Consider the following 22565-nt stretch of genomic DNA (forward strand, 5'->3'; position numbering starts at 1 on the left):
AGACAGAGGATTCTTCCCACACAGTCAGCATGCTGTTTAACTTCAGTTTAAATAGCTAAGTTAATGTGTTAATTAAGGCGGAAGGAGAGGCTACCTTTCCTGATATCTATCCGCAGAAAAGGGGATCTTCCATGAAAACCAATGAACCTGCCAAGAAGCAGGGAGCGGCCATGAAGCCGTTTCTGAAGCTGCTGCATGGCACCAAACCTTCCTATGGACTATTGGCACTGGCTGTTGCGCTCAGCATGATATCGACCCTGGTGGGGCTAGTTATTCCTATGTTCACCAAGAATCTGGTTGACGGCTTCTCACTCGCGTCGATCAGCAGGCTGCAGATTGCCGGAATTGCCGGGGCCTTCATTGCCCAGACGATTGCCGGTGGAGTCTCGATCTATTTACTGAACTATGTCGGACAGAAGGTAGTAGCAGGTCTGCGGGACCGGCTTTGGCGTAAATTTCTTGTGCTTCCGGTCTCCTATTATAACGATAACCGCACAGGCGAGAGCGTCAGCCGGATGACGAACGATACCGGAATTATCAAAACACTCATCTCAGAGCATCTGGCCAGCCTGTTCACCGGGGTCATTTCGATTGTCGGCTCGATTTCGGTGCTGCTCTACCTGAACTGGAAAATGACGCTGGTGCTGTTCACCGTGCTTCCATTGTCCGCGCTGATTCTGGTGCCGCTCGGCCGGCAGATGTACAAAATATCCAAAGGCACGCAGGATGAAACAGCGTCCTTCACTGCTACGCTCAGCGGCGTGCTGTCCGAAATCCGGCTGGTGAAATCCTCCGGTGCTGAGGAGCGGGAATATGAAGCCGGACGTACAGGAATTATGAATTTGCTGTCCTTTGGCATCCGTGAGGGCAAAATCAGCGCCATGATCAGCCCGCTGGTCTCCTTCGTGTTCATGATGCTGCTGGTGGTCATTATCGGCTACGGCGGAATGCAGGTGTCTTCAGGTGCTCTGACGGCAGGCGAACTCGTGGCTTTTATTCTGTATCTGATTCAGATTGTGATGCCGCTAACCCAGCTGACCCAGTTCTTCACCCAGATTCAAAAAGCGAAAGGCGCTTCGGAACGGATCATTGAAACGCTGGCGGAGGATGAGGAGATCTACGAAGGGGTGGAGGTAGCAACAGGAGCGAAAGAAGCAATTGTAATCGAAGATTTGAGCTTTAGCTACAAAACAGGCGAGCCTGTGCTAAGCGGGTTAGACTTCTTCATGCTGCCGGGACAGGTGACGGCGATTGTCGGGCCAAGCGGGGGCGGCAAAACAACCCTGTTCTCCCTGCTGGAACGGTTCTATGAACCGCAGAGCGGTGTAATCAAGCTGGGGACGAAGCCGGTCTCGGCCTTCTCGCTGCGTTCCTGGCGCAAGCTGATCGGCTACGTCTCACAGGAAAGTCCGCTGCTCTCCGGTACGATTGCCGATAATCTTGGATATGGACTGGACCGGGAGGTCAGCACCCAGGAAATGCGCCGTGCTGCCGCCATGGCTTATGCGGACGGCTTTATTGAAGAGCTGCCGGACGGCTATAATACGGATGTCGGCGAACGCGGGGTGAAGCTGTCCGGCGGACAGCGCCAGCGGATCGCCATTGCCCGGGCGCTGCTGCGCGATCCCAAGATACTAATGCTAGACGAAGCCACCTCAAGTCTCGACAGCCAGTCCGAGGCGGTGGTGCAGAAGGCCTTATCTAACCTGATGCAGGGCCGGACCACGATTGTCATTGCCCACCGGCTGGCTACTGTGGTGAATGCGGATCAGATTATTTTTATGGAAAAGGGCCGGATTACCGGCAGAGGAACACATGAGGAACTGCTGCAGAAGCATGAGCTGTACCGGGAATTCGCTGCCCAGCAGCTTCAAATGAATACACCTGAACTTCCAGGCGGTGGTGAAGAGGAGGGTTCCGCAGCAAATGGCCAAAATACTAGTAGTGGACGACGATCCGCATATCCGCGAATTGGTGGAAGTCTTCTTGAGGGCTGAAGGCATGGAGGACATATACAGCGCTTCTGATGGGGTGGAGGCACTGAGGCTCCTCGAAGATACCGCTGTAGATATGGCCGTCATTGATATCATGATGCCCAACATGGATGGCTGGGAGCTGTGCCGGGCGCTGCGCCGAAGCTATGATATTCCGATTCTGATGCTGACGGCCAAAAGCGAAACCTCGCAGATCGTCAAGGGCTTCGAGCTGGGGACCGATGATTATCTGGTGAAGCCCTTTGAACCGCCGGTGCTGATCGCCCGGATCAAAGCATTGCTGAAGCGGTATCAGATTTCCGCTGCCCAGAGCGTCAATGTCGGCCATTTGCGCATGAACCGCAGAACCTACGAGGTAGTCTCGGATGAGGGTAACATCACGCTGCCGCTTAAGGAATTTGAGCTGCTGTTCAAGCTTGCCAGCTACCCGGGGCAGACGCTGACGCGCGACCGGCTGATTGAAGAGATCTGGGGTTATGATTTTGAAGGCAACGAACGCACACTGGATGTGCATGTAGGCCGCTTGCGTGAGCGTTTTCCCCAGGAGGAATATGGCTTTGCCATCCGCACGGTCCGCGGTCTTGGCTACCGGCTGGAGGGGGAGATGGGATGAATAAGTTTTGGCAGGTGAGCAAGGTTGTTTTGGGCATTTCAGCATGGCTGGCGGTGCTCTTCGTTACATGGAATGGCGGCTATTTCGGAACCAGGCTGATGGTGCAGAGGTTCGGCTGGACGCTCTCGGCCTATGAAACCCAGCTGCTTATTATGGGGGGGCAGGTCATCATCCTTATCTGTATTGCGGGTATTATCAGCTTCGCCACCCGTGGTAAGGAGAAGTCGTTCTACATTCCGATCCTTACAGCCATGCGACAAATCTCCAAGGGCAATTTCAAGGTGGAGCTGGATAGCAGGAATTATAGACAGTTTGGCGGAATCGTGGAGGGCATTAACGAAATGGCCAGCGAGCTGAGCCGGATGGAAACCATGCGCCAGGACTTCATCTCCAATGTCTCGCATGAAATCCAGTCACCGCTCACATCCATCCGCGGCTTCGCCCGCGCCTTGCGGGATGAAGGGCTGAGTGCGGAGAACAGGAAGCATTATCTCGACATTATCGAAGCCGAAGGCAGCCGCCTCTCCGGGCTCAGTGACAATCTGCTGAAGCTGTCAGCGCTGGAAGCGGAAAGCTTTCCATTCGAGCGGATAGACTACCGGCTGGATAAGCAGGTGCAGGAAATGATTCTCGCCTGTGAGCCGCAGTGGCTAGGCAAGAATATCAATGTGGAGGCTGAACTGGAGGAGACCACCGTGCATGCGGTCAAAGACCTCCTGAGTCAGGTGTGGACCAACCTGCTGCATAACAGCATCAAATTCACCCCCCCTGGAGGAATGATCACAGTCCAGCTGCGTACCGTGGATGAGGGGATTGAAGTGGAAATCCGGGACACTGGCATCGGCATTGCCGAGGAGGAGCTGCCCCGAATTTTTGAACGCTTCTATAAGGTGGACAAAGCCAGAAGCGCCAGCGGCGGCGGAAGCGGGCTGGGTTTATCTCTTGTCAAAAAAATTGTAGACATTCATGGCGGCAGCATAACCATAACAAGCCGTCCCGGTGAGGGGACGGCTTCGCTGGTGTTATTGCCCTTGCAGCTTAAATAAATCCGCCGTTCACACGCAGCGTCTGGCCGGAAATCCAGCCGGACTGCTCCCCGGCGAGGAAGCTGACAACTCCGGCAATATCCTCCGGCTCTCCCAGACGGCCGAAGGCGTTGGCCTTCTTCAGGCCTTCAAGCTGATCTTCGGATTTACCTTCCAGGAACAAATCTGTGGCGACAGGTCCCGGAGCAACGGCGTTAATGGTAATCCCTTTGGTCCCGAATTCCTTGGCTAACTGGCGGGTGAACTGCTCCACTGCGCCTTTGGTGCCGGCATAGATGCTGTAGGACGGGAACATTTGCCCGTTGACCGAAGTGGAGAAATTGATGATCCGCCCGCCTTGCTCCAGATGATAGAAGGCCTGCTGGCAGGCGAAGTAAGTTCCTTTTACATTAATGGCGAACTGCTTGTCGAACTGCTCCTCAGTGGCCTCCCCGATCAGGCTGTTGACCATAATTCCCGCGTTGTTGACCACAATATCAATCTTTCCGAACAAATCTTTCGTATCCTTGAACAGCTGCTCAATCTGTACGGGCTTGCTAATGTCGGCTTGAATGGCGGCGGCGGTGCCGCCTTTGGCTTGAATCCCCTGAACCACCTCTTCTGCCTGTTTCGGGCTGCTCGAATAGTTAATGATTACCGAAGCCCCTTCTTCCGCTAACCTCTCCGCAACCGCGCGTCCAATTCCTCTGGAGGAGCCGGTAACAATAGCAACTTTTCCTTGCAGGGCCTGACTCATCTTATATCCCTCCTGAATTTTAACCTAAATATTCTAATGATCTGTAACCGCAAGTCCCCGCTCGAGGAGCATCCAGAGCTGTTCGAACTCCTGCTTGATGCTGGCGCTGTGCCATTCATAGGCATGGGCCGGATGATGAAACCGGGCGGTCGCGTAAAAAATCGAACGGGCAAGCGCCCCGGTCTCAGCACTCGGGTCAATCTGCTTCTGCTGCACTCCTCTGTCGATGAGAATGCTCATCTGATCAATAATCCGCTGAATGTGCATCTCAACCAGCCCGGCGGCCTCTGCGGTAACGTCGGCGTACATCTTGAACATCTCCCTGTCCTGCTCGGCGTAGTGGACCTTAAGCTCGATCAGCCGGGCGATATACATTTTTAGCTGCGCTAGGGCATTGCCTGCGGGAGCATCAACGAGTTCGGCCAGCGGAGCAACAATCTGTTCCTCCAGCCACCGCTCGGTTACAGCCTCCCGCAGTGCGGCTTTGCTCGGAAAATGCCTATACAGGGTGCCGTGGCTGACCCCGAGCAGCTTGGCTACGTCGGTTACCGAGGTCTTGTCAGGGCCAAATCTGCGCAGCGTCTGCTCGGCGGCATCCATGATTTCTGTTTTACTCAAAAATGAGCTGGATTTATTCATCAGCGCCCCTCCTCTTGCCCAGCATAACAGAAAGTATGACAAATGACAAATATTCAATTCTGTCATTTGAAATGATTGCCTAAGATATTTTGTGCTGTAATTCCAACTCTCACAGTAGAGAGTGGATGGTCTGTTTCAGTTGTAGACCCAGGTTTCCTGGAAACTTTCTTCCATGCAGCACGTCAATATATTCATATAACATGGAAGGGGTTTTCATAATGCCTGCTTTTAGGAAAACCATAGCGGTTTGTCTTATGCTTTTTGTTATCAGTCAGGGTTCTATTTCTGCGGCCTCTGCAATCCGTCCCATTACGGTAAACATTAACGGGGAGTTTATCACTACAGACAGTACCCCATTTATTGTTTCCGGTAGAGTAATGATTCCTATCAGGACTCTTGCCTCTCTTGGACTAACCTATTCCTGGGATGCCGAGTCTCATTCTGCTACGATTACCAATTCTGCAAAAGATACTTTCATAATGACGCAAGGGCAGCGTACTGCCTATAAAAACGGGCAGCCCGTCCAAATGGATAGCGAAGCCAATAACTACAACGGACGTTTGATGGTTCCTGCCCGGTTTGTTAGTGAAGCTTTCGGCTATAGTGTGTACTATGAGGGGACTCGTGGAATATTGTTTGTGACAAGCAAGGATTACAAGCCGGATACAGCTAAGTTAACATCCAACAATGTTCAGGAGGCTCGCTTAGCAGCTATTTCTTTGCCTATTCAATATTCATTCAAACCGAATAGTATAGCAGAAAGTGATAAGCAATTAAATTTTACTTACACCTTTGCCGCAAATGATGCAACCCGTTATATCTACGAAAATAAGTTAGTAACCACTGTAGTTGAAATCAAGAATAATACGGCATATGCCGTATGGCAATATAGCACTAATGGCATCCCCGGCTATGATTTATATGAAACTTTAGGAGGCCAACAACCCAGTTATATGGGCGAATTATTTGATGACTATTTTGATTATTCCGCAGGGAAATATAAAGCTCTTTATACAACATCAGATGGATCAGTGAAATCCTTTACTTATCAGCCTGAGAACTATGGAGAGATAATTCAGCCTATCCCCGTCCAGTAATTTATGCGCAAAAAAATTCTAAGCGCGGCAGCCCTATTTTTGGGGTTGCCGCGTTTTTTCCAATAGGCTGCTCAAACACCCGCCTGCTGCAGTTTACGGATCAGTCCGGCCAATATAGGGAGACCGGCTTCCAGCTCGGCAGGGGAGGCGTAGACGTAGGAGAGCCGCAGGTGGCGGCTGTCGCTGCGGTCGTACAGATCGCCGGTGTTCAGCAGCAGCCCGGCCTTGCGGGCTGTGCGGAACAGGGTCCGCAGCGGCACTGGCTCGTGCAGCGAGAGCCAGATATAGAAGCCTCCCGCCGGAATGTTCCACGCTGCGAGATCGGCAAAATGGCACTGTAGCAGCTCTAGCACAGCATCACGCCGCTGGCGCAGCTTGGCCCGCAGAAGCTGGAGATGCTCCTCGTGATAGCCGCCTTCCAGCCACCGCGCCGTCGCAAGCTGCGAGAGGGAGCTTGCGCCGTAATCGGTCTGCATCTTAATGTCAGCTAGCCGCCGCACTACCGGCTCCGGGCCGACGATCCAGCCGATGCGCAGGCCCGGACTGGCCGCTTTGGACAGTGTGCCCAGATGGAGCACTCTGCCTTCACGGTCCAGTGCCTTCAGCGGCAAGGGAGGCGGCGCATCAAGCCACAGCTCCTGATAGGCCCCATCCTCCAGAATAGGCAGGCCAAGTCTGCCAGTCACCTCCATAAGCTCCTGCCGCCGCCCGGCATTCATCAGAATTCCCGTTGGATTATGAAAGGCAGGGATGCTGTACAACATAGCGGCCTTGGTTCTGCGGGCTTCCCCGGCAATCCGCTCCACGCACAATCCGCCTTCATCCAGGGGCAGTCCGCTGAATTTGACTCCGGCCGACTGGAATGCATGGATGGAATAGAGATAAGACGGCTTCTCCAGCAGGATGGTGGAGCCGCGCGGCAAAAGACCCATCGCAATAAGCTGCAGACCCTGCAGTGCTCCTGAAGTGATCAGAATCGAAGCCGGATCAGCTTCTATGCCGTTCTTCGCCAGCTCGCGGCTTACCGCTCTCCGCAGCCCGAGGCTGCCGAGCGGCTCCTCGTAGGAGAGCGGCGGCAGTGTCTGCCGGGACAGCTCAGAGAGCACCCGTGTCATCGCTTCGCCGGGCAGCAGCTCCGGGGCAGGCTCTCCAGTACCCAGCCGGATCAGGCCCGGCTCATACTCAAGCCTGTTAATGTCCTGCACCGTGGGCAGGTTAGGGTAATGGACGCCTTCTTCAACATAGGCATTCCAGCTCCCGGCGCGCGCCAGGGGAACGGGATGCGCCGATGGATCGGCGCCGGATTCAGCCGCCGAGTGTGCCGCAGCCTGCACACCTGTAACCCATGTCCCGCCGCCGCGCCTGCCCTCGATCAGGCCGAGCGCCTTTAGCTGTCCCAGCGCGGTCACCACTGTACTGCGGTTCACGCCGAGCTGGCGGCACAGCTCGCGCTGCGGGGCGATCCGCATACCGGGCGGCCAAGCCCCGCTGGTGATTTTGTCCATGCAATAGTCGGTAATTTGCTGGTGAAGCGGCAGCGCCGCTGCCGGGTCCGGTGCCCACTCCCGGCTATGGAAAACTTCTGTGTGGCGTTGGCGTGAGTCGGTCAAAGTGCCAGCCCCTTTTTTGAGATATAAGTTACCTGAATTATATCATTTGCAGCCTCCATTGCTTAATTTGGTTGGGTAGTGTTCCAAGGTTTTGGTTGGTTACTAACCTGCGATAGCGGGGTACTATCAGAACAATATCAAGAAGGCTGGAGGAACAGAGTGATGCGGGAAGCAATAGTACATGGAATCATACTGGCGTTTGGGCTGATTTTGCCGCTTGGCGTGCAGAATATATTTGTTTTTAATCAGGGGGCGCTGCAGCCGAGGTTTCGCAGTACGCTGCCTGTTGTTCTGACGGCGGCCGTATGCGATACGCTGATGATTGCCGCCGCCGTCGGCGGTGTCTCACTGGTCATACTCTCGGTGCAGTGGGTGACGCCGCTTGTGTATGGTGCCGGGATTATTTTTCTGTGTATCATGGGCTGGAAAATATGGCATTCCTCCGCCACTGCAATGGGCGACGCCAAACGGCTGCCGCTAAAAGCACAGGTAGGCTATGCCCTCTCCGTATCCCTGCTCAATCCTCATGCGCTGCTCGATACGGTCGGCGTTATCGGAACCAATTCCCTGCAATATACGGGTGGTGAGCGTTGGGCTTTCGCGGCTGCTACGGCGGGAGTCTCCTGGGTGTGGTTTCTTAGCCTGGCAGCGGCAGGCCGGTTGCTAGGTCAAGCGGACTCCTCCGGCAGAGCAATTAAGATGCTGAATACAGCTTCCGCGCTCCTGATCTGGGGCATTGCCGTGTACATGGGAGTACAGTTGTGGAGGGCATTTTGACGTGTTCCTCCTTGTTTCATAAGGAAATGGCAACCGTGTTGCCTAAAATTTAAAATATTTTGGCGAGTTCACTTTTTATACAAATCTACTATATTGACCGATGGAAGATTATCACATAGGATTACAGATATAAAAACAAAAACCTATTTTTTGGAATTCGGAAGGTGGTGTTTCCTTGGAGTCTACAGCCACGATTCGAGATCAGTTAGCGCAGTATTTGTCAGAGCGGAGCATGTCCATTAATTTTTTTGCAGAACAATCGGGCATTAATTCCGGAACACTCAGCCGGATTGTCAACGGCCATCAGCCGATAGCGATGAGTCATCTGGAGTTGATTACAAAGGGAATGGGGAAGGAGGAGGATTACTTTTACAGTCTGTATGTCGATGAATGCTTCTATCATTCGGCACCAACCTGGCGGCGACTGCGCCCCTTTCTGCTGAGTTGTGCGGCGCTTGGGCGAATGGATTGTATTGAACGTATGGTCCAGATCCTGCTCGATAATCTGAGCAATGTGCCTACGCTGTTCGATGTGGCCGAAGGGCTGTTCGAGCAAGGGCAATGGCAGGCAGCAGCGCTGCTGTATCAGAATGTGAGCGCCAGCGAAAAGTATCAGTATTCCGAACGTTTGGCCGTGTGCCAATACCGCCTATTCCGGATCGCCCTTGGCGACGACCAGAGCGAGAACCTGCGTGCAGCGACCTTGTTCGAACCTTATATTCCCCGATTGGATGAGGCGGATCAGTTGGATGCTCTGAGGCATCTGGCGCACGTATATGGCTCGCTGCATAAGTGGCACAAAGTTGATGAACTTGCCAGAGAGCTACTCAGACTTGCTACAATTCGGTACGATCTGCTGTGTAATTCGGAACGCCAATTTAATAGTGGAAGAACCCCTGACAGACCCTTGTATTTTTATATTCTATACGCTCATCTAATGCGTTCAAACGTGCATAAGGAATGTGGAGAGTACAAATCTGCCTTAGAGCTGATACCGCTTTACACAGATGGAAGTTGGATAAAGGAAAATGATGAAGAAGCGCAGCGGACCAAAGTGCAATTTCTGGAATGGGGAAAAGCAAATACCTATTTATATCGTTTGCTGGAAGGGCAAGCGGAGGTACTCGATGAATACGTGGAATATATCTCTTCACAACCGGGTGAGATATTTATAGCTTTATACAATATTATCAAATCGGCAAATCTTTATCATTGGAAGGTTGATCACATACTGGAACGATTCTATGCCTTTATTCCTCTTACTTCCTATCAGACACATGAGACGGAATTAGGTGATTACAACCAGCAAATTATGTCTGATCAATATGCTAGTTTTTTTAGAGAATTGGCTGCCTATTCCTTGAATAATAATCGAAAAGAAGGAATTCGTTACATACTAGAAAGTTTGGAATCATCTGTTAAAATTAATAGTGAGAGTAGTATCATTATGTGTGTTGATTTATTCGAACAATACCGTCACATTGCAGAGGAAGAAGAGAAAAAGAAATATAAAAGTCTAATAAGAGAGGTGCAGGAGTCAAATGGGAAAAAAACTACTATTATTAGCTTTTTGTAGCTTAGCTATTTTAAGTCTTATTTTGGTTGAACCTCCCAAAGTTAGTGAAGCAATTAACGCTGATAATACACAGAATATAGTTCAGCAGTTAAGTCACGGTTGGGGTATTTAGTAAGTACTTGAGCTGGGTAATTTGAATAATGTGGGTTAAGTTTGAAGTGGATCACTTAATTACTGCAGCTATAAATAAAATAATACATCGACGTCCCTGTTATTCAGGGGCGTTTTTATGTGCAACCCTTCTAAATCCTTTATCACGGTAAATAAATGAGGTACTGCAACCATATTAATCACCTACAATTTTACATAAATAACTAAAATATTGCATAAGGAGGCGAAAACCGTCATGAGTAACACTGTATTCATTAGAATTCGTATTGAGCGGGCAAGGCGTAAGCTTTATCGGATGCATATGCAGTATGGTGGTTTCAGCCACCCTGAGGTGCTTCGGCAATCAGTAGAGCTGGACAAGCTGCTGAACAGTTACAGCAATAATCATATGAAATAGAGACGGCCAGTGGCCTGAATGGTATGCATAAAGATAAACATGGCCCCCTTGAAAATAGAAGAGAGCAATCTTGCAATAAAAGAGTTGAAAAAGGTGGTATTCCCTTGGAGCACACAGCTACAATACGCGATGAGATATGGGCCTATTTATCAGGTCAGAAGATGACTATTAATAAATTCGCTGTAATGAGCGGGACTCATTCTGGAACACTCAGCCGAATCATGAAAGGTCAGCAGGCTATGGCGATGAGCCATCTAGAGAAGATCACCCAAACTATGGGTTTGGTGGAAGACTATTTTTACAGTAAGTATGTGGATGAGTGTCTGTATGATTCTACACCGACATGGCGGCGGCTTAGGCCGTTTATTTTGCGTTCTGCGGAGCTTGGACGTCTGGATTGCATCGAACGTTTGGTTCAGAGTCTGCTGGATAATCTTATGTATGGACCTCTGCTCTTTGATCTGGCGGAAGAATTATTTCAGAAGGGTAAGCAGCAGGCGGCAGCGATCTTATATGAAAATGTTGGAGCCAGCGAGAAGTATCAGCACTCCGAACGGCTGGCACTCTGCCAATTCCGCCTATTCGAAATGGCCCTGGGTGATGATCCGCAAAAGAATCTGATAGCAGCTACTTTATTTGAGAGTTATGTTACTCGACTGGATGAGGCTCATCAGTTGGATGCGTTAAGGCAATTACTACATGTATATTATTCATTGCATCATTGGCAAAAGGCAGATGAGCTGGCACAGGAAATGCACCGGCTTGCAACTATTCAATATTCTCTTCGTAGCCGCTCAGAACATAAGTGCAGCATAGAGCAAATATTAGAAAGACCTTTATACTATTATATTCTATACGCACAACTTATGCGTTCATGTACATACGAGGAACTTGGAGATTACAAGACTGCGCTGGAGCTTGTGCCACTCTATACAGATGGTAACTGGATACAGGAAGAAGGGGAGGAAGCAGAGCGAATTATAGCCCAGTTCCAGGAGTGGGGAATGGCAAATACGTATTTGCTTCGCTTAATGGATGGACAGCAGGATGTACTGGATGACTATGTGAATTTTGTTTCGACAAGGGAGAATGAGATCTTTTCGGCTTTGTTCAGAATTGTGGAGACGGCCAATCGCTATCAATGGGATGTGGACCACATCCTTCAGCGTTTTTCCGCGTACATTCCGTACCGAAGATACGGTAAACGTAATAAGCAAATCAACGATGATACTCACGCCCGCTTCCGCAGCGAACTGGCGACCTATTATCTGACCCGCAAGCGGTTCAGAGGTAATGAAATCTTAATGAGCGGCGTAGAGCTTTCCGCCAAAATCGACAACGAACGTAATGTCATCAAAGGCACGATATCGGTGGATTTTGAGATTAATATATAGAGCAGTTCGAAAAATATATAAACTTTAAATGACTTCTCCAGCTCTTAATAAGTTTATGGTAGAAAATCATCAAGTTTCTGGGTTGAAGATACCTAAGACTCAAAAAGAAACGTCAGAACCATCCTTAAGGGGATAGTACTGACGTTTTTTATCTTTCTGCCCACTATCCCCCGATTTGCGACATGCGCCGCAGGGTGGGGGTGTGGCTTTGGGCTTTGCGTTCCAGGGCGAGGGCCATTTCGTGGTTGTGCGGCTTGTTGCCCAGAGCTTTGCGGAAAAGGGCCTGAACTGCAGCCGGATCTCCGGTCAGAGGTCGTACATTGTATTCATCCGCCCAGTAGAGGCAGGCTTTGATGTGGCCGTCAGCAGTGAGGCGCAGCCGATTGCAGTTGTCGCAGAAGTGCTCGCTCACCGGATGGATCAGCCCGAAGGTTCCCTGTGCGCCGACGACCCGCCGGTTCTGGGATGGGCCGTTGCCCGAAGGCATGCCTGCCTCTTCCGTGGCCCAGCCTGCCGCATTGCAGGCTTCGACTACGGTCTCCAGCGGTAGATAGGTCTGGCGCCAGGCATCGCTTGCGCTGCCGATGGGCATATATTCAATGAACCGCACATTCAGCGGGCTGTTCAGGGTCAGGGAGATGAAATCTTTTATCTCGTCATCATTGATGCCCTTCATCAGTACGACATTAAGCTTAATCGGAGAGAGGCCCGCTGCTTCAGCGGCTTCAATACCCTTCAGCACCTTGGCGACCTCGCCGCCGCGTGTGATCATGGCGAAGCGGTCCTGCCGCAGGGAATCCAGGCTGATGTTCACCCGCGACAATCCGGCCTGCTTCAGGAGGGCAGCCTTGCCTGGAAGCAGGAGGCCGTTGGTGGTCAGCGATATATCTTTAATGCCCGGAATGTCGGCGATCATGGATACCAGCTTTTCTATATCCTTGCGGATCAGCGGTTCTCCGCCCGTGAGCCGCACTTTGCTCAGACCGAGCGGCGCGAGGGCTTTCACCACAGCCGTTATTTCCTCATAGCTCATAATTTCGTCCTGGGGCTGGAATTGCATTCCTTCCGCAGGCATACAATAAATGCAGCGCAGGTTGCAGCGGTCTGTAACCGAAATGCGGATATAGTCATGTAAACGTCCAAACGGGTCCGTCAGCGGTTCCATAGAGTGCTCCCTTCAGCTTGAATTTTATTTTAAATTTTAATGACTGTGATCGTTCGCGTCAATGCGCCAGGCTGCGGCACTTTACCTGCGAAGAGTTAGGAAGAGGAGGGCCACGGGTTGTGAAGCAGAAGAAAAGGACAACCTAAATCATATGTGACTGAACTGAAATGGCAAAGCCTAAATTTGACAGAGTTACGACAATTTTAAGTAATGGTCATAGAATGCTCACTGAAAGCGCTTAACAAATTCGATATAATTTAAGTGCGGAAGATTCACACTTTTTCTACAATTCACTTTTGCGATGAGCACAGCTATGATACCGGATAACGCGCGCTTTGTACGATTATAGGCGATAAGCGCCCGGCAAACCAATAGGGAGGATTTGCAAAATGACAACACAAACAGTTTCATCACTTGTTGTACCGGAGATATTTAGCCGTTGGCTGGAGAGTCGGGGATTAATATATCAGCTTTTAGTGGACTTTTATGGAAGAAAGCCAAGCCTCTCGCTGGTCGCGCAGTGGAGCCGCAACCAAAAGATTAGTGTAGCTGCGGACATGACTGAAGGCGGGCGGGAGCTGAAGCGCTACCTCTGCAGTCAAGAGCCGTCGGCGCTGCCGCAGATCTGTGAGCGAGAGAATAAGGAATACATGCGGCTGATGAATGAGCGTGCAGCCAGCACCATTATTGCCCGTGAAGCGGCCGAACTAGGCCGTGAAGAAGAATTCAGCAATGTCCTCTCTGATGTCTACGCATCGGCAGGGATTGTCTTTAAAAAATGCGGCGGCGAAGCCGATGATCATATCTCCATTGAACTGGAATTTATGGCGGTGCTGCATGAACGGATGCTGCACAACAGCTTCTCGATCCGCAGTGCAATGGATTTGCTGGAAATCCAGGAAAGCTTCCTGGAGGAGCATTTGCTGAAATGGACCCCGCAATTCTGCGAGAGACTGAATGCCGCAACAGATAGCCCGCTCTATCTGGGACTCAGCCACATGCTGCAGGAATTTCTGCCGTATGATCTGCAAATGCTGCGGGCCTGGAAGGCATCTCTGGAGAGCAGCGCGACTGCTACGGCTTAGGCTGAGCTGAGACTAGGAATTATTAAGCGTGTGTGGATTGAAATACAAAATTAGCATGTTATAATAGAGCCAGAATCAGCGTAAAATAAAGAGAACCGTGCTGGTAACACGGTCCTCAGTTGCAACAGCCGCTTTTAAGGGCGGTGGCTTTCGGAATATAAGTCATGAAATAGACCGATTCCTTTGGATAGGGAGGTCTATTTCTTTTTGAGGTAGTTCAGCAGAGCTATGATGAACATGCCGAACATGAACATCAGAGAGAAGAAGGCGCCCTTCCACTTAGGAAAGGCGCCTTATCTTTATTCTATAGCTATATAATCACCGTTTATTCATAGACCTTCTTGCTTCGGAATTTCATCAGGAACTCATACACGACTGGTACGACAACCAGTGTCAGCAGGGTGGAGCTGACCAGACCGCCGATAACCGTTACGCCGAGGCCCTTGGAGATAATGCCTGCGCTGTTTTCGAGGCCGGTTACGAGCGGCAGCAGTGCGCCGATGGTTGCCAGCGCGGTCATCAGGATTGGGCGCAAACGGGTAGCCCCTGCTTCAAGCAAGGCTTGGCGCGTTGACATTCCCTCTTTTTCCTTGTGTATTACGCGGTCGATCAAGACAATCGCATTGGTGACAACGATCCCGATCAGCATCAGAGCGCCCATAAGCGCGGAGACGTTCAGGGTCTCTCCTGCCACCAGCAGGGCAACAAGCGCTCCGATTACGGTGAACGGCAGGGAGAACAGAATTGCAAACGGTGCTAGACCTCCACCGAATGTAACAACGAGCACGAAGTATACGATGGCGATAGCGGCTAACATGGCAATACCGAGTTGTCCGAAGGTATCGTTGATTTGCTCGGTTACACCGCCGAAGGTGACGGTTACGCCATCTGGCAGTTTGAGTGCGTCGATCTTGTCTTTGACATTGTTCGAAGCACTGTTGACGTCACTCGCAATGATCTCGGCGGTAACGTCAACCTTCATTTTGCCGTCTTCCCGGGTAATGGAATCCGGCGAAGTTCCGTTCTCGATTTTGGCTACCTCGCCAATCGGCACTGTGATCCCAAGCGGAGAGGTTAGCGTAGCGTCTTGCATTTCCTTGATGCTGCTGTACTTGTCTTTGTCCGTCTCAATATAGACTTTATAATTTTTGCCGTCCATCGCTACCTCTGTCAGGACAGGGCGGGTACCGGCAGGACTGAGCTTCATTGCAATTTGTCCGGCGGTAAGGCCGAGGGAGCTGAGCTTTGCCTGATCAGCTACGATTGTATATTGATCATAAGCTTCGGCTAGGCTGGTTTTTCCATCCTTGAAGTTAGCGGTGTCTGCTTGCACGATTCCGGCGATTTCGTCGGCTACCGGCTTCAACTGTTCAAGACTGTCGCCAAAAATATTAACGGTCAGCGTGTTGCCGCCAAGACCCCCGCCTGACATGCCGGACATATCACCCCACACGCCTTCCGGCACCTCTTTGGTCAAGCCTTCAATCAGCTTTTCTTTTACGGTATCAAAATCCGGAGTGTCGTTTTTAAAGGTGATGTAGAAGAGGCCGGAATTGGAGCCGCCCATACCGAACGGGCTGCTGCCCCCGATGGAATATTGCATTTTATCCAAATACTTTTTATCCATATACTTCTGGTCCATGATATATTTCTCGGCCTTCAGCCCCAGGTTCTGTACATCTTTCAGTGTCTGGCCTGCCTTCGGCGAGAAGGTGAGCATTACGTTCTTCTCCTCCTGGGAAGGCATGAAGCTGACGCCAATCGGTTTGATCAGGAACAGGCTGCCCACCAGCAGAAGCACGGCAACGCCGAAGGTGATCAGCTTGTGGGAAAGGGACCAGTTCAGAATTTTTTGATAGCCGGCAGCCATCTTGCCCGGCTTCTCACTGTGGCTGTTCTTGCTCTTCTTGAGACCGTTACGGAAGAGTGTATGCGCCAGTGCAGGCACCAGGGTGATTGCCACTACCAGCGAAGCGAGCAGGGCGAATACCATCGTGAGCGCAAAAGGCAGGAACAGCTCACCCACCATACCGCTGACAAAAGCAAGCGGCAGGAACACAGCGATAGTTACAATGGTTGAGGACATGATCGGCACGAACATTTCACGCGTTGCTGCACTGATCAGCTCACGGCCGCGCAGCTTCTCGCCGGACAGGGTCAGCCGCCGGTAAATATTCTCGATGACGACAATCGAGTCATCGACGACACGCCCAATGGCAACGGTCATAGCCCCCAGTGTCATCATATTCAGCGTAATATCCATTTGGCGCAGGCAGAGAATTGCAATGAGCAGCGACAATGGAATGGAGATAATGGAAATAATGGTGGAACGGATATTCCGCAGGAACAGCAGGATAATGAGCACGGCGAACAGGGCGCCGAAAGCTGCCTTGGACAGCATCGTATTCACGGAATCCTCAATCGGCTTCCCTTGGTCCATCAGCACTGTGAGATTCATCGACTTGAATTGCTTTTTCAGTTCATCCGCCTTATCCTTCACGCCGTTAACCACGTCTACCGTGTTGGCGTCATTGGCTTTTACAATTTGAATCCCGATGGATTCTTGGCCGTTCGTGCGGGAAATGGACTCCGATTTGCCGACAACCTGAATATCAGCAATGTCTCCAAGTTTTACCGTTGGCAGACCGGCACCGGCCGCCATGCCCGGATTACCAGCAGCGCCTGCCCCAGTTGTTCCAGCCCCGGGAGCTCTGCCAGCAGCATTGGCCGCTGCGCCTGCTCCGGGCTTTGCTCCAGCAGCACCCGCTCCCGCTCCAGAAGGAACAACAGGAATACTCAGGTTTTTCAGATCGTCAACTGTGGTGACATTGCCGTCCACGACAACCGCTTTCTGTGATTTCTCCATCTCGAACAAGCCAAGCGGCACGCGGAGGGAGGAGGCCTGGACAATTCCTTTAATGGTGTCTTCCGTCAGTCCGTATTGCTTAAGCTTGGCTTGATCGAACTTCAGGGTGACTTCCTTCACATATTGTCCGGCAATTTGCACGGAGGCTACACCTTCGACATCCTCAAGGGCAGGACGGATATCATTCTCCGCAATGCGGGTCAGCTCTTCCAGATTACCCGAGCTATCGGACAAGCTAAGCGAAATGACCGGCAGCGAGCTTAGGCTGAACCGGGAAATTTGCGGCTTTTGCACATTGTCCGGCAGGGTTACTTCATTTAGAGCCTCGCGAACGGCGGCAGTTGCATTGTCCAGATTTGTACCATAATCGAATTCAATAGTGATGCTGGAGGCATTCTCCAGCGAGTTCGAGGTCAGTGTCTTCACGCCGTCAACATTACGGAGCTTCTGCTCCAGCGGCTTGCTGACGTCATTCACGACACCTTCCGGCGCTGCCCCCGGGTAGATCGTTGTAATGCTGAGATAAGGGATGCTGATATTAGGCAAAGTCTCCTGCTTCATGGTCAGACCGCTGTACAGACCGGCGAACACGATGATGATCGTCAGAAGCCAAATGGCGAATTTGTTTCTGAGCGAGAAATTAATTAGACTCTTCATAAGTTACGTTTCTGCTCCTCTCAGGCTTTCCGTAGGGAAAACCTCCTGTATAAATTGTACTTGGCACTGCCTATCCGTCCTTCTTTCTCTCTCTGCTTGTCGTACCTGTCACGAACATTGAAAGCTTCATTGAAAACTGCATACATTCTGCATATGGAGCGGAATCAGCTTCGTTAGCTCTTCTAGTTCCTTGTGCACTACCGGATAGCCCTGCAGGTTGGACAGCATGCCTTGAATAATGGCCTTGCGCGGATAAGGCATGAGAATTTCGCTCTCCAGAATCGTTAGCGATTCCAGAGCAACTTCTACACTCTGTGGTTCCATGCCGGGATCTGAGCTGAGTCCGGTCTTCATGTCTTTGATAAGCTGCAGCGGATTCCGGCGCGGGCTCCACTCTTGGTGCTCTACCCAGTCCGCCAGAGCGGCGGCGGAGATCAAGGGTACAGGCCTTCCGGCGAGCAGGCCGGCTGCAGCAACATCCAATAAATCCACAAGGTGATCAGCAAGGCGCGGAATCGAAACTGCGGACTCATGATTGTAAAGAACCCAAATGTAAGAATAGATCATCCCATTTCCTAAAAGGCACAATTCTCCTACATAGGGAAGAATCTCCTTCCCGTACAGAGTCTCCAGCTTGTTCTGGCACCAACTGATTAGGGGGCCGTTGATCTTGCGGATCCACTCTGGTGCATCCTTCACACCTTTTCCGGCAAGCTCATGAAATTGCCGCTGTAAAAACTCGCGCAGCTCGTATACATGATTAAGCACGATTTCAATCTGGTTGCGCAGCTTTTCCCGCGGTGTTCTTGAACTCTCCTGCTCCTCCCGCTGAAGAGGGTCACGGATCATGCGGAAGCAATATATATAAATGCTGCGTTCCAGCTCCTCCTTGGATTTGAATGCCAGGTAAAGACTGCCCTTGGATATCCCGCATAACTCGGCAATCTCCTGCATGGAAGTGGAAGACGAGCCTTTCACAGCGAATAGTTGCATAGCTGTTTTAATAATTTGCTCCTTTTTAGTTGCATTTTTATCAGCCACCAGGAAATACACCTCCCTTCTGACCACTAGGTTCTATAATTGACTAATTGGTCATGCCGATTATAATATACATTTTAAGACATTACAAATTTAGGTACGTGAGGGTTGGCTTGAGGTTGCATTATTGCCTAAATTCCAGATTGCCGGCGGTTTTCAGTAGGAAGAATGAGATTCTTCATGTAATATATAAATGTGTCATTTCAGTGATGAAAGGTATAAAGAGAAGGTAGGTTATCTATGAGAAGAGGATTGCAGACTTTAGTCATTATTGCGGCTTTATTGGCCTATTATTACTTTGGCTTCGGCGTATTCGGCAATGCTGCCGGAACGATTATCAGTATTTTCTCCACTCTGACCGTTATCTCCATTGGGCTTGGTATTTCTATGGAGAATCGCAATCCCTCCACAACGGTGGCCTGGATTCTGCTGCTGGCGCTGATTCCGGTGCTGGGGCTTGTCTTCTATTTGCTGTTCGGACAAAATGTGTTCAAGCGGCGCAAATATGATAAAAAAGCTCAGCGCGACCAGATGGCGTATGAGCGGATTGAGAATGACGCGCTGCGGATGCATCAGGATTGGTCAATCTTTGACGCTCCGCACCAAAAGCTGCTGGGATTATCGCAAAGACTGGCGCGGACCCCTATTTCGTTCAATTCCGAGACCCGTATTCTGACCAACGGCGAGGAGACCTTCGGCACACTGCTGCTGGAGCTGCGGCAGGCGCAGCACCATATTCATATGGAATATTATATTTTCCGGGCTGACCATATCGGGACGCGTATTCAGCAGATTCTGATCGAGAAGGCCCGTGCCGGCGTTGCCGTCAGATTTATGTATGATGCGGTTGGCAGCATTCAGCTCTCAAGAGCCTTCCTCAAGGAATTGAGCGATGCCGGGGTGCAGGTGGCGGCTTACGGCAATTCCACTTCCTTTTTCTCCAGCCGGGTGAACTACCGGAATCACCGCAAGATCGTCGTCATCGACGGGGATGTCGGCTTTATGGGCGGATTGAACGTTGGCGATGAATACCTTAGCCGAAGCAAGACGTATGGCTTCTGGCGCGACACGCACATGCTGATCAGGGGAGAGGCGGTGCGGACGATGCAGATTATTTTCCTGCAGGACTGGATGCACACGACAGGGGAAAAAATACTGGAGCAGGATTATCTCTCCCCGCAGCTGCGCTTCACCACCGGGGACGGAGCGGTGCAGATTATCGCCAGCGGACCGGACAATGAGCGCCGCGCACTCAAGAATATCTTCTTCTCCATGATCACCTCAGCAGAAAAGTCGGTGTGGATTGCCACCCCGTACTTTATCCCGGACGAGGATATCTTAACCGCGCTGCGCGTGGCTGCGATGTCCGGTCTCGATGTGCGGCTGCTGTTCCCGGCCAAACCGGACAAGTGGATTCCATTCCTGGCTTCACACACCTATTTCCCGGCGCTGCTGGAATCCGGCGTAAAGATTTATGAATATGAAAAGGGCTTCATCCACTCCAAGCTGCTGATTACCGACGGTGAAATAGCGACGATAGGAACAGCCAACATGGATATGCGCAGCTTCCATCTAAATTTCGAGGTCAATGCGCTGCTGCTGCAGACGGAGAGTGTAGCCCGCGTCGTAGCTGATTTTGAACGTGATTTGCTGTCTACCCGCCAGATTGTGCATGAGACCTTTATGAACAAGCGCTTACTGGAGCGGATACTGGAGTCGGCGGCAAGGCTGATGTCTCCGCTGCTGTGACAATCGGCAAATCTATCGTGCTTGTAATCTAAGAATGCACGGACAGGCCAGCAGGATAACTATAATAAGACCGCCGGAAGGAGCAGGGAATAGCTCTGCGGCGGTCCTTTGCATGCCAATCATGAAAATAACAATGCAAGGTCTCACCGGGGAGCTGCCGTATCTGTGTTGTCAGTTGCCGTGAATGGTTGTGCTATGCGAATGTGTTATAATGAAGCGTGCTATTGCTGATGAATCGGATTCGGGTGGCATGACGCCACCGGATATTTATAGAATAGACCGTAAGGATCGGAGGGAGACAGCATGAAACAGATGCCGCAGGACGACTTGCCGCAGCGTACAGAAGGATGGCAAGATACGGAGTCTGGCCCCGCCCCGCAAGGTGCTGAGAATAAGGGGCAGTCTTTGCTGCCCTTGTCCACTACGGGTGAGCGGAAGATTGAGCATGTGCGCCTCTGCCTGAATGAGGAGGTTGGCGGCAGCGGAATAACGAACGGCTTCGAGCACTACCGGTTTCGGCATAATGCCCTTCCGGAGTTGAATTATGACGACATCTCGCTGCGGACGGAATTCTTAAGCCGGGAGCTGCGGACGCCGCTGCTGATCAGTTCCATGACCGGCGGCAGCAAGGCGACAGGTGAGATCAATGCCAGACTGGCTGAGGCTGCCGAGCGCCGGGGCTGGACGCTCGGAGTCGGCTCCATCCGGGCGGCTGTTGAGCGCTCGGAGCTTGCCGCTACCTTCCGGGTACGGGACAAGGCTCCGGGGATTCCGGTCATTGCGAACATCGGCGCAGTGCAGTTGTCTTACGGCTTCGGTGTGGACGAGTGCCGCCGAGCCGTGGAAATTGCCGGTGCTGACTGGCTGGTGCTGCATTTGAACGGGCTTCAGGAGGTATTCCAGCCGGAGGGCGACACCGGATTTGCCGGCTTATTGCCCCGAATCGAGGAGGTATGCAGACAGCTTGAAATCCCCGTAGGTGTGAAAGAGGTTGGTTGGGGCATTGACGGGGATACGGCGTCACGGCTGTACAGTGCGGGGGTCGCTTTTATAGACGTAGCCGGTGCAGGCGGAACCTCCTGGAGCCAGGTGGAGAAGTTCCGCAGCAGCGATGCTGTCCGGCGGGCGGCGGCGGAGGCCTTTGCGGATTGGGGGATTCCCACCGCGGAGTGCATTGTGGAGGTGCGCGCGGCCTCGAAGCATGGCGCGCTGATCGGCAGCGGCGGGCTGAGACACGGCGTGGATGCCGCGAAGGCGCTGGCGCTCGGCGCGGATCTGGCCGGCTTCGGGCGGAATCTGCTCGGCCCGGCTGTGAAATCGGAGGAAGCGCTGGATCATGCGCTGGCCCAGGTGGAGCTGGAGCTGCGGACCGCAATGTTCGGCATAGGGGCGCCGGATCTTGGTGCGCTGCGCGGCACGCCGCGCTTGATCCGGCGATAGAGGCAATAGAGATTACGGAAATAAGGAAGGATACCAATACAATGATTAAACTGGTACCAATGGATGAAACCGCATTTCAATTTTTCATCAGTCAATCGACCCGCGATTATGCGGAGGACAAAATAAAAGCCGGAGCCTGGGATGCCGAGATTGCCATGCAGCTCTCCAAGGAAGCGATGAGCAAATACTTGCCCAAGGGGCTGCATACGGAAGGGGCACATCTTTATTCCGTAGTCGAGGAGGAGAGCGAAACCCAGGCCGGCTATATCTGGTTTAATGTGACCGAGGGACACCGCAGCCGCGAGGCCTTTATTTATGATATTTATATTTTCGAGCCGTTCCAGGGCAAAGGCTACGGCAAGCAAGCGCTGCTTGCGCTTGATGAGGAAGCGCGCAAGATGAATGTTGCCAAAATCGGCCTGCATGTGTTCGGCCAGAACACCCGCGCTTTTGAGCTTTATAAGAAAATGGGCTATCTGGTCACCGACATTACGATGTCAAAAGAACTCTAATACCAAGCTGATTGCTGTTGCTGGCGGTTTTGTTCTAATATATAATGGTTTAGATCAAGCTAC

The 22565-nt window shown here is 51.6% G+C and carries 19 protein-coding genes; 12 read left to right on the plus strand and 7 right to left on the minus strand.

Annotated features, from left to right (window positions below; genetic code table 11):
• Positions 1-131: 131 nt before the first annotated feature.
• The 3 genes from ACX1DY_RS20015 to ACX1DY_RS20025 are packed head-to-tail and all read left to right on the plus strand — an operon-like array spanning position 132 to position 3653.
• Positions 132-1997, plus strand: coding sequence for an ABC transporter ATP-binding protein (locus ACX1DY_RS20015; protein ID WP_458965961.1), 1866 nt, complete (start codon positions 132-134; stop codon positions 1995-1997).
• Positions 1927-2607 (plus strand): response regulator transcription factor, encoded by a 681-nt coding sequence (locus tag ACX1DY_RS20020; protein WP_458965962.1) that lies wholly within the window; start codon positions 1927-1929, stop codon positions 2605-2607. Before ACX1DY_RS20015 ends, ACX1DY_RS20020 begins: the two co-directional genes overlap by 71 nt.
• Positions 2604-3653, plus strand: coding sequence for a sensor histidine kinase (locus ACX1DY_RS20025; RefSeq protein ID WP_458965963.1), 1050 nt, complete (start codon positions 2604-2606; stop codon positions 3651-3653). Before ACX1DY_RS20020 ends, ACX1DY_RS20025 begins: the two co-directional genes overlap by 4 nt.
• Here ACX1DY_RS20025 and ACX1DY_RS20030 read toward each other — a convergent pair.
• Entirely contained in the window at positions 3646-4389 is a 744-nt protein-coding gene (locus tag ACX1DY_RS20030) for an SDR family oxidoreductase (protein ID WP_458965964.1), read from the minus strand. The genes ACX1DY_RS20025 and ACX1DY_RS20030 overlap by 8 nt on opposite strands.
• A gap of 33 nt (positions 4390-4422) precedes the next feature.
• The gene (locus ACX1DY_RS20035; protein ID WP_458965965.1) at positions 4423-5028 is read right to left on the minus strand and encodes a TetR/AcrR family transcriptional regulator; all 606 of its coding nucleotides are present in this window, start codon (positions 5026-5028) and stop codon (positions 4423-4425) included.
• A gap of 218 nt (positions 5029-5246) precedes the next feature.
• Here ACX1DY_RS20035 and ACX1DY_RS20040 point away from each other — a divergent pair, with 218 nt between their 5' ends.
• Entirely contained in the window at positions 5247-6125 is an 879-nt protein-coding gene (locus ACX1DY_RS20040; RefSeq protein WP_458965966.1) for a copper amine oxidase N-terminal domain-containing protein, read from the plus strand.
• Between the two features lie 71 nt (positions 6126-6196).
• On the opposite strand, the gene ACX1DY_RS20045 is transcribed toward ACX1DY_RS20040, so the two are convergent.
• Positions 6197-7735, minus strand: coding sequence for an aminotransferase-like domain-containing protein (locus ACX1DY_RS20045; RefSeq protein WP_458965967.1), 1539 nt, complete (start codon positions 7733-7735; stop codon positions 6197-6199).
• Positions 7736-7897: 162 nt separating this feature from the next.
• Here ACX1DY_RS20045 and ACX1DY_RS20050 point away from each other — a divergent pair, with 162 nt between their 5' ends.
• The 4 genes from ACX1DY_RS20050 to ACX1DY_RS20065 all read left to right on the plus strand — a co-directional run bounded on the left by ACX1DY_RS20050 (position 7898) and on the right by ACX1DY_RS20065 (position 11990).
• Positions 7898-8512 (plus strand): LysE/ArgO family amino acid transporter, encoded by a 615-nt coding sequence (locus ACX1DY_RS20050; protein WP_458965968.1) that lies wholly within the window; start codon positions 7898-7900, stop codon positions 8510-8512.
• A 175-nt stretch (positions 8513-8687) separates the two neighbouring features.
• A complete protein-coding gene (locus ACX1DY_RS20055) occupies positions 8688-10088 on the plus strand; it encodes a helix-turn-helix domain-containing protein (protein WP_458965969.1) in 1401 nt (466 codons plus the stop codon).
• Between the two features lie 346 nt (positions 10089-10434).
• Complete coding sequence (locus ACX1DY_RS20060) at positions 10435-10596, plus strand: aspartyl-phosphate phosphatase Spo0E family protein (protein WP_458965970.1); 162 nt, start codon at positions 10435-10437, stop codon at positions 10594-10596.
• Positions 10597-10619: 23 nt separating this feature from the next.
• Positions 10620-11990: a transcriptional regulator gene (locus ACX1DY_RS20065; protein WP_458965971.1), complete on the plus strand. Its 1371-nt coding sequence runs from the start codon at positions 10620-10622 to the stop codon at positions 11988-11990.
• Positions 11991-12153: 163 nt separating this feature from the next.
• On the opposite strand, the gene moaA is transcribed toward ACX1DY_RS20065, so the two are convergent.
• The gene (gene moaA, locus ACX1DY_RS20070; RefSeq protein ID WP_458965972.1) at positions 12154-13155 is read right to left on the minus strand and encodes a GTP 3',8-cyclase MoaA; all 1002 of its coding nucleotides are present in this window, start codon (positions 13153-13155) and stop codon (positions 12154-12156) included.
• A gap of 389 nt (positions 13156-13544) precedes the next feature.
• Between moaA and ACX1DY_RS20075 the strand changes: the two genes are divergently transcribed.
• Positions 13545-14240 carry a TorD/DmsD family molecular chaperone gene (locus tag ACX1DY_RS20075; protein ID WP_458965973.1) on the plus strand — a complete coding sequence of 232 codons (696 nt, stop codon included), beginning with the start codon at positions 13545-13547 and terminating at the stop codon, positions 14238-14240.
• A 197-nt stretch (positions 14241-14437) separates the two neighbouring features.
• On the opposite strand, the gene ACX1DY_RS20080 is transcribed toward ACX1DY_RS20075, so the two are convergent.
• The 3 genes from ACX1DY_RS20080 to ACX1DY_RS20090 form a co-directional block, all read right to left on the minus strand.
• Positions 14438-14497, minus strand: a complete 60-nt coding sequence (locus ACX1DY_RS20080; RefSeq protein ID WP_458966096.1) for a putative holin-like toxin — start codon at positions 14495-14497, stop codon at positions 14438-14440.
• A 68-nt stretch (positions 14498-14565) separates the two neighbouring features.
• The gene (locus ACX1DY_RS20085) at positions 14566-17763 is read right to left on the minus strand and encodes an efflux RND transporter permease subunit (protein ID WP_458965974.1); all 3198 of its coding nucleotides are present in this window, start codon (positions 17761-17763) and stop codon (positions 14566-14568) included.
• Positions 17764-17889: 126 nt separating this feature from the next.
• Complete coding sequence (locus tag ACX1DY_RS20090; RefSeq protein ID WP_458965975.1) at positions 17890-18804, minus strand: TetR/AcrR family transcriptional regulator; 915 nt, start codon at positions 18802-18804, stop codon at positions 17890-17892.
• A 237-nt stretch (positions 18805-19041) separates the two neighbouring features.
• Here ACX1DY_RS20090 and cls point away from each other — a divergent pair, with 237 nt between their 5' ends.
• From cls to ACX1DY_RS20105, 3 genes are all read left to right on the plus strand, one after another.
• A complete protein-coding gene (cls, locus tag ACX1DY_RS20095) occupies positions 19042-20550 on the plus strand; it encodes a cardiolipin synthase (RefSeq protein ID WP_458965976.1) in 1509 nt (502 codons plus the stop codon).
• Between the two features lie 303 nt (positions 20551-20853).
• A complete protein-coding gene (gene fni, locus ACX1DY_RS20100) occupies positions 20854-21990 on the plus strand; it encodes a type 2 isopentenyl-diphosphate Delta-isomerase (protein WP_458965977.1) in 1137 nt (378 codons plus the stop codon).
• Positions 21991-22031: 41 nt separating this feature from the next.
• Entirely contained in the window at positions 22032-22502 is a 471-nt protein-coding gene (locus ACX1DY_RS20105; RefSeq protein ID WP_458965978.1) for a GNAT family N-acetyltransferase, read from the plus strand.
• Positions 22503-22565 lie beyond the last annotated feature (63 nt).

It is taken from the genome of Paenibacillus sp. BAC0078, assembly GCF_054483875.1.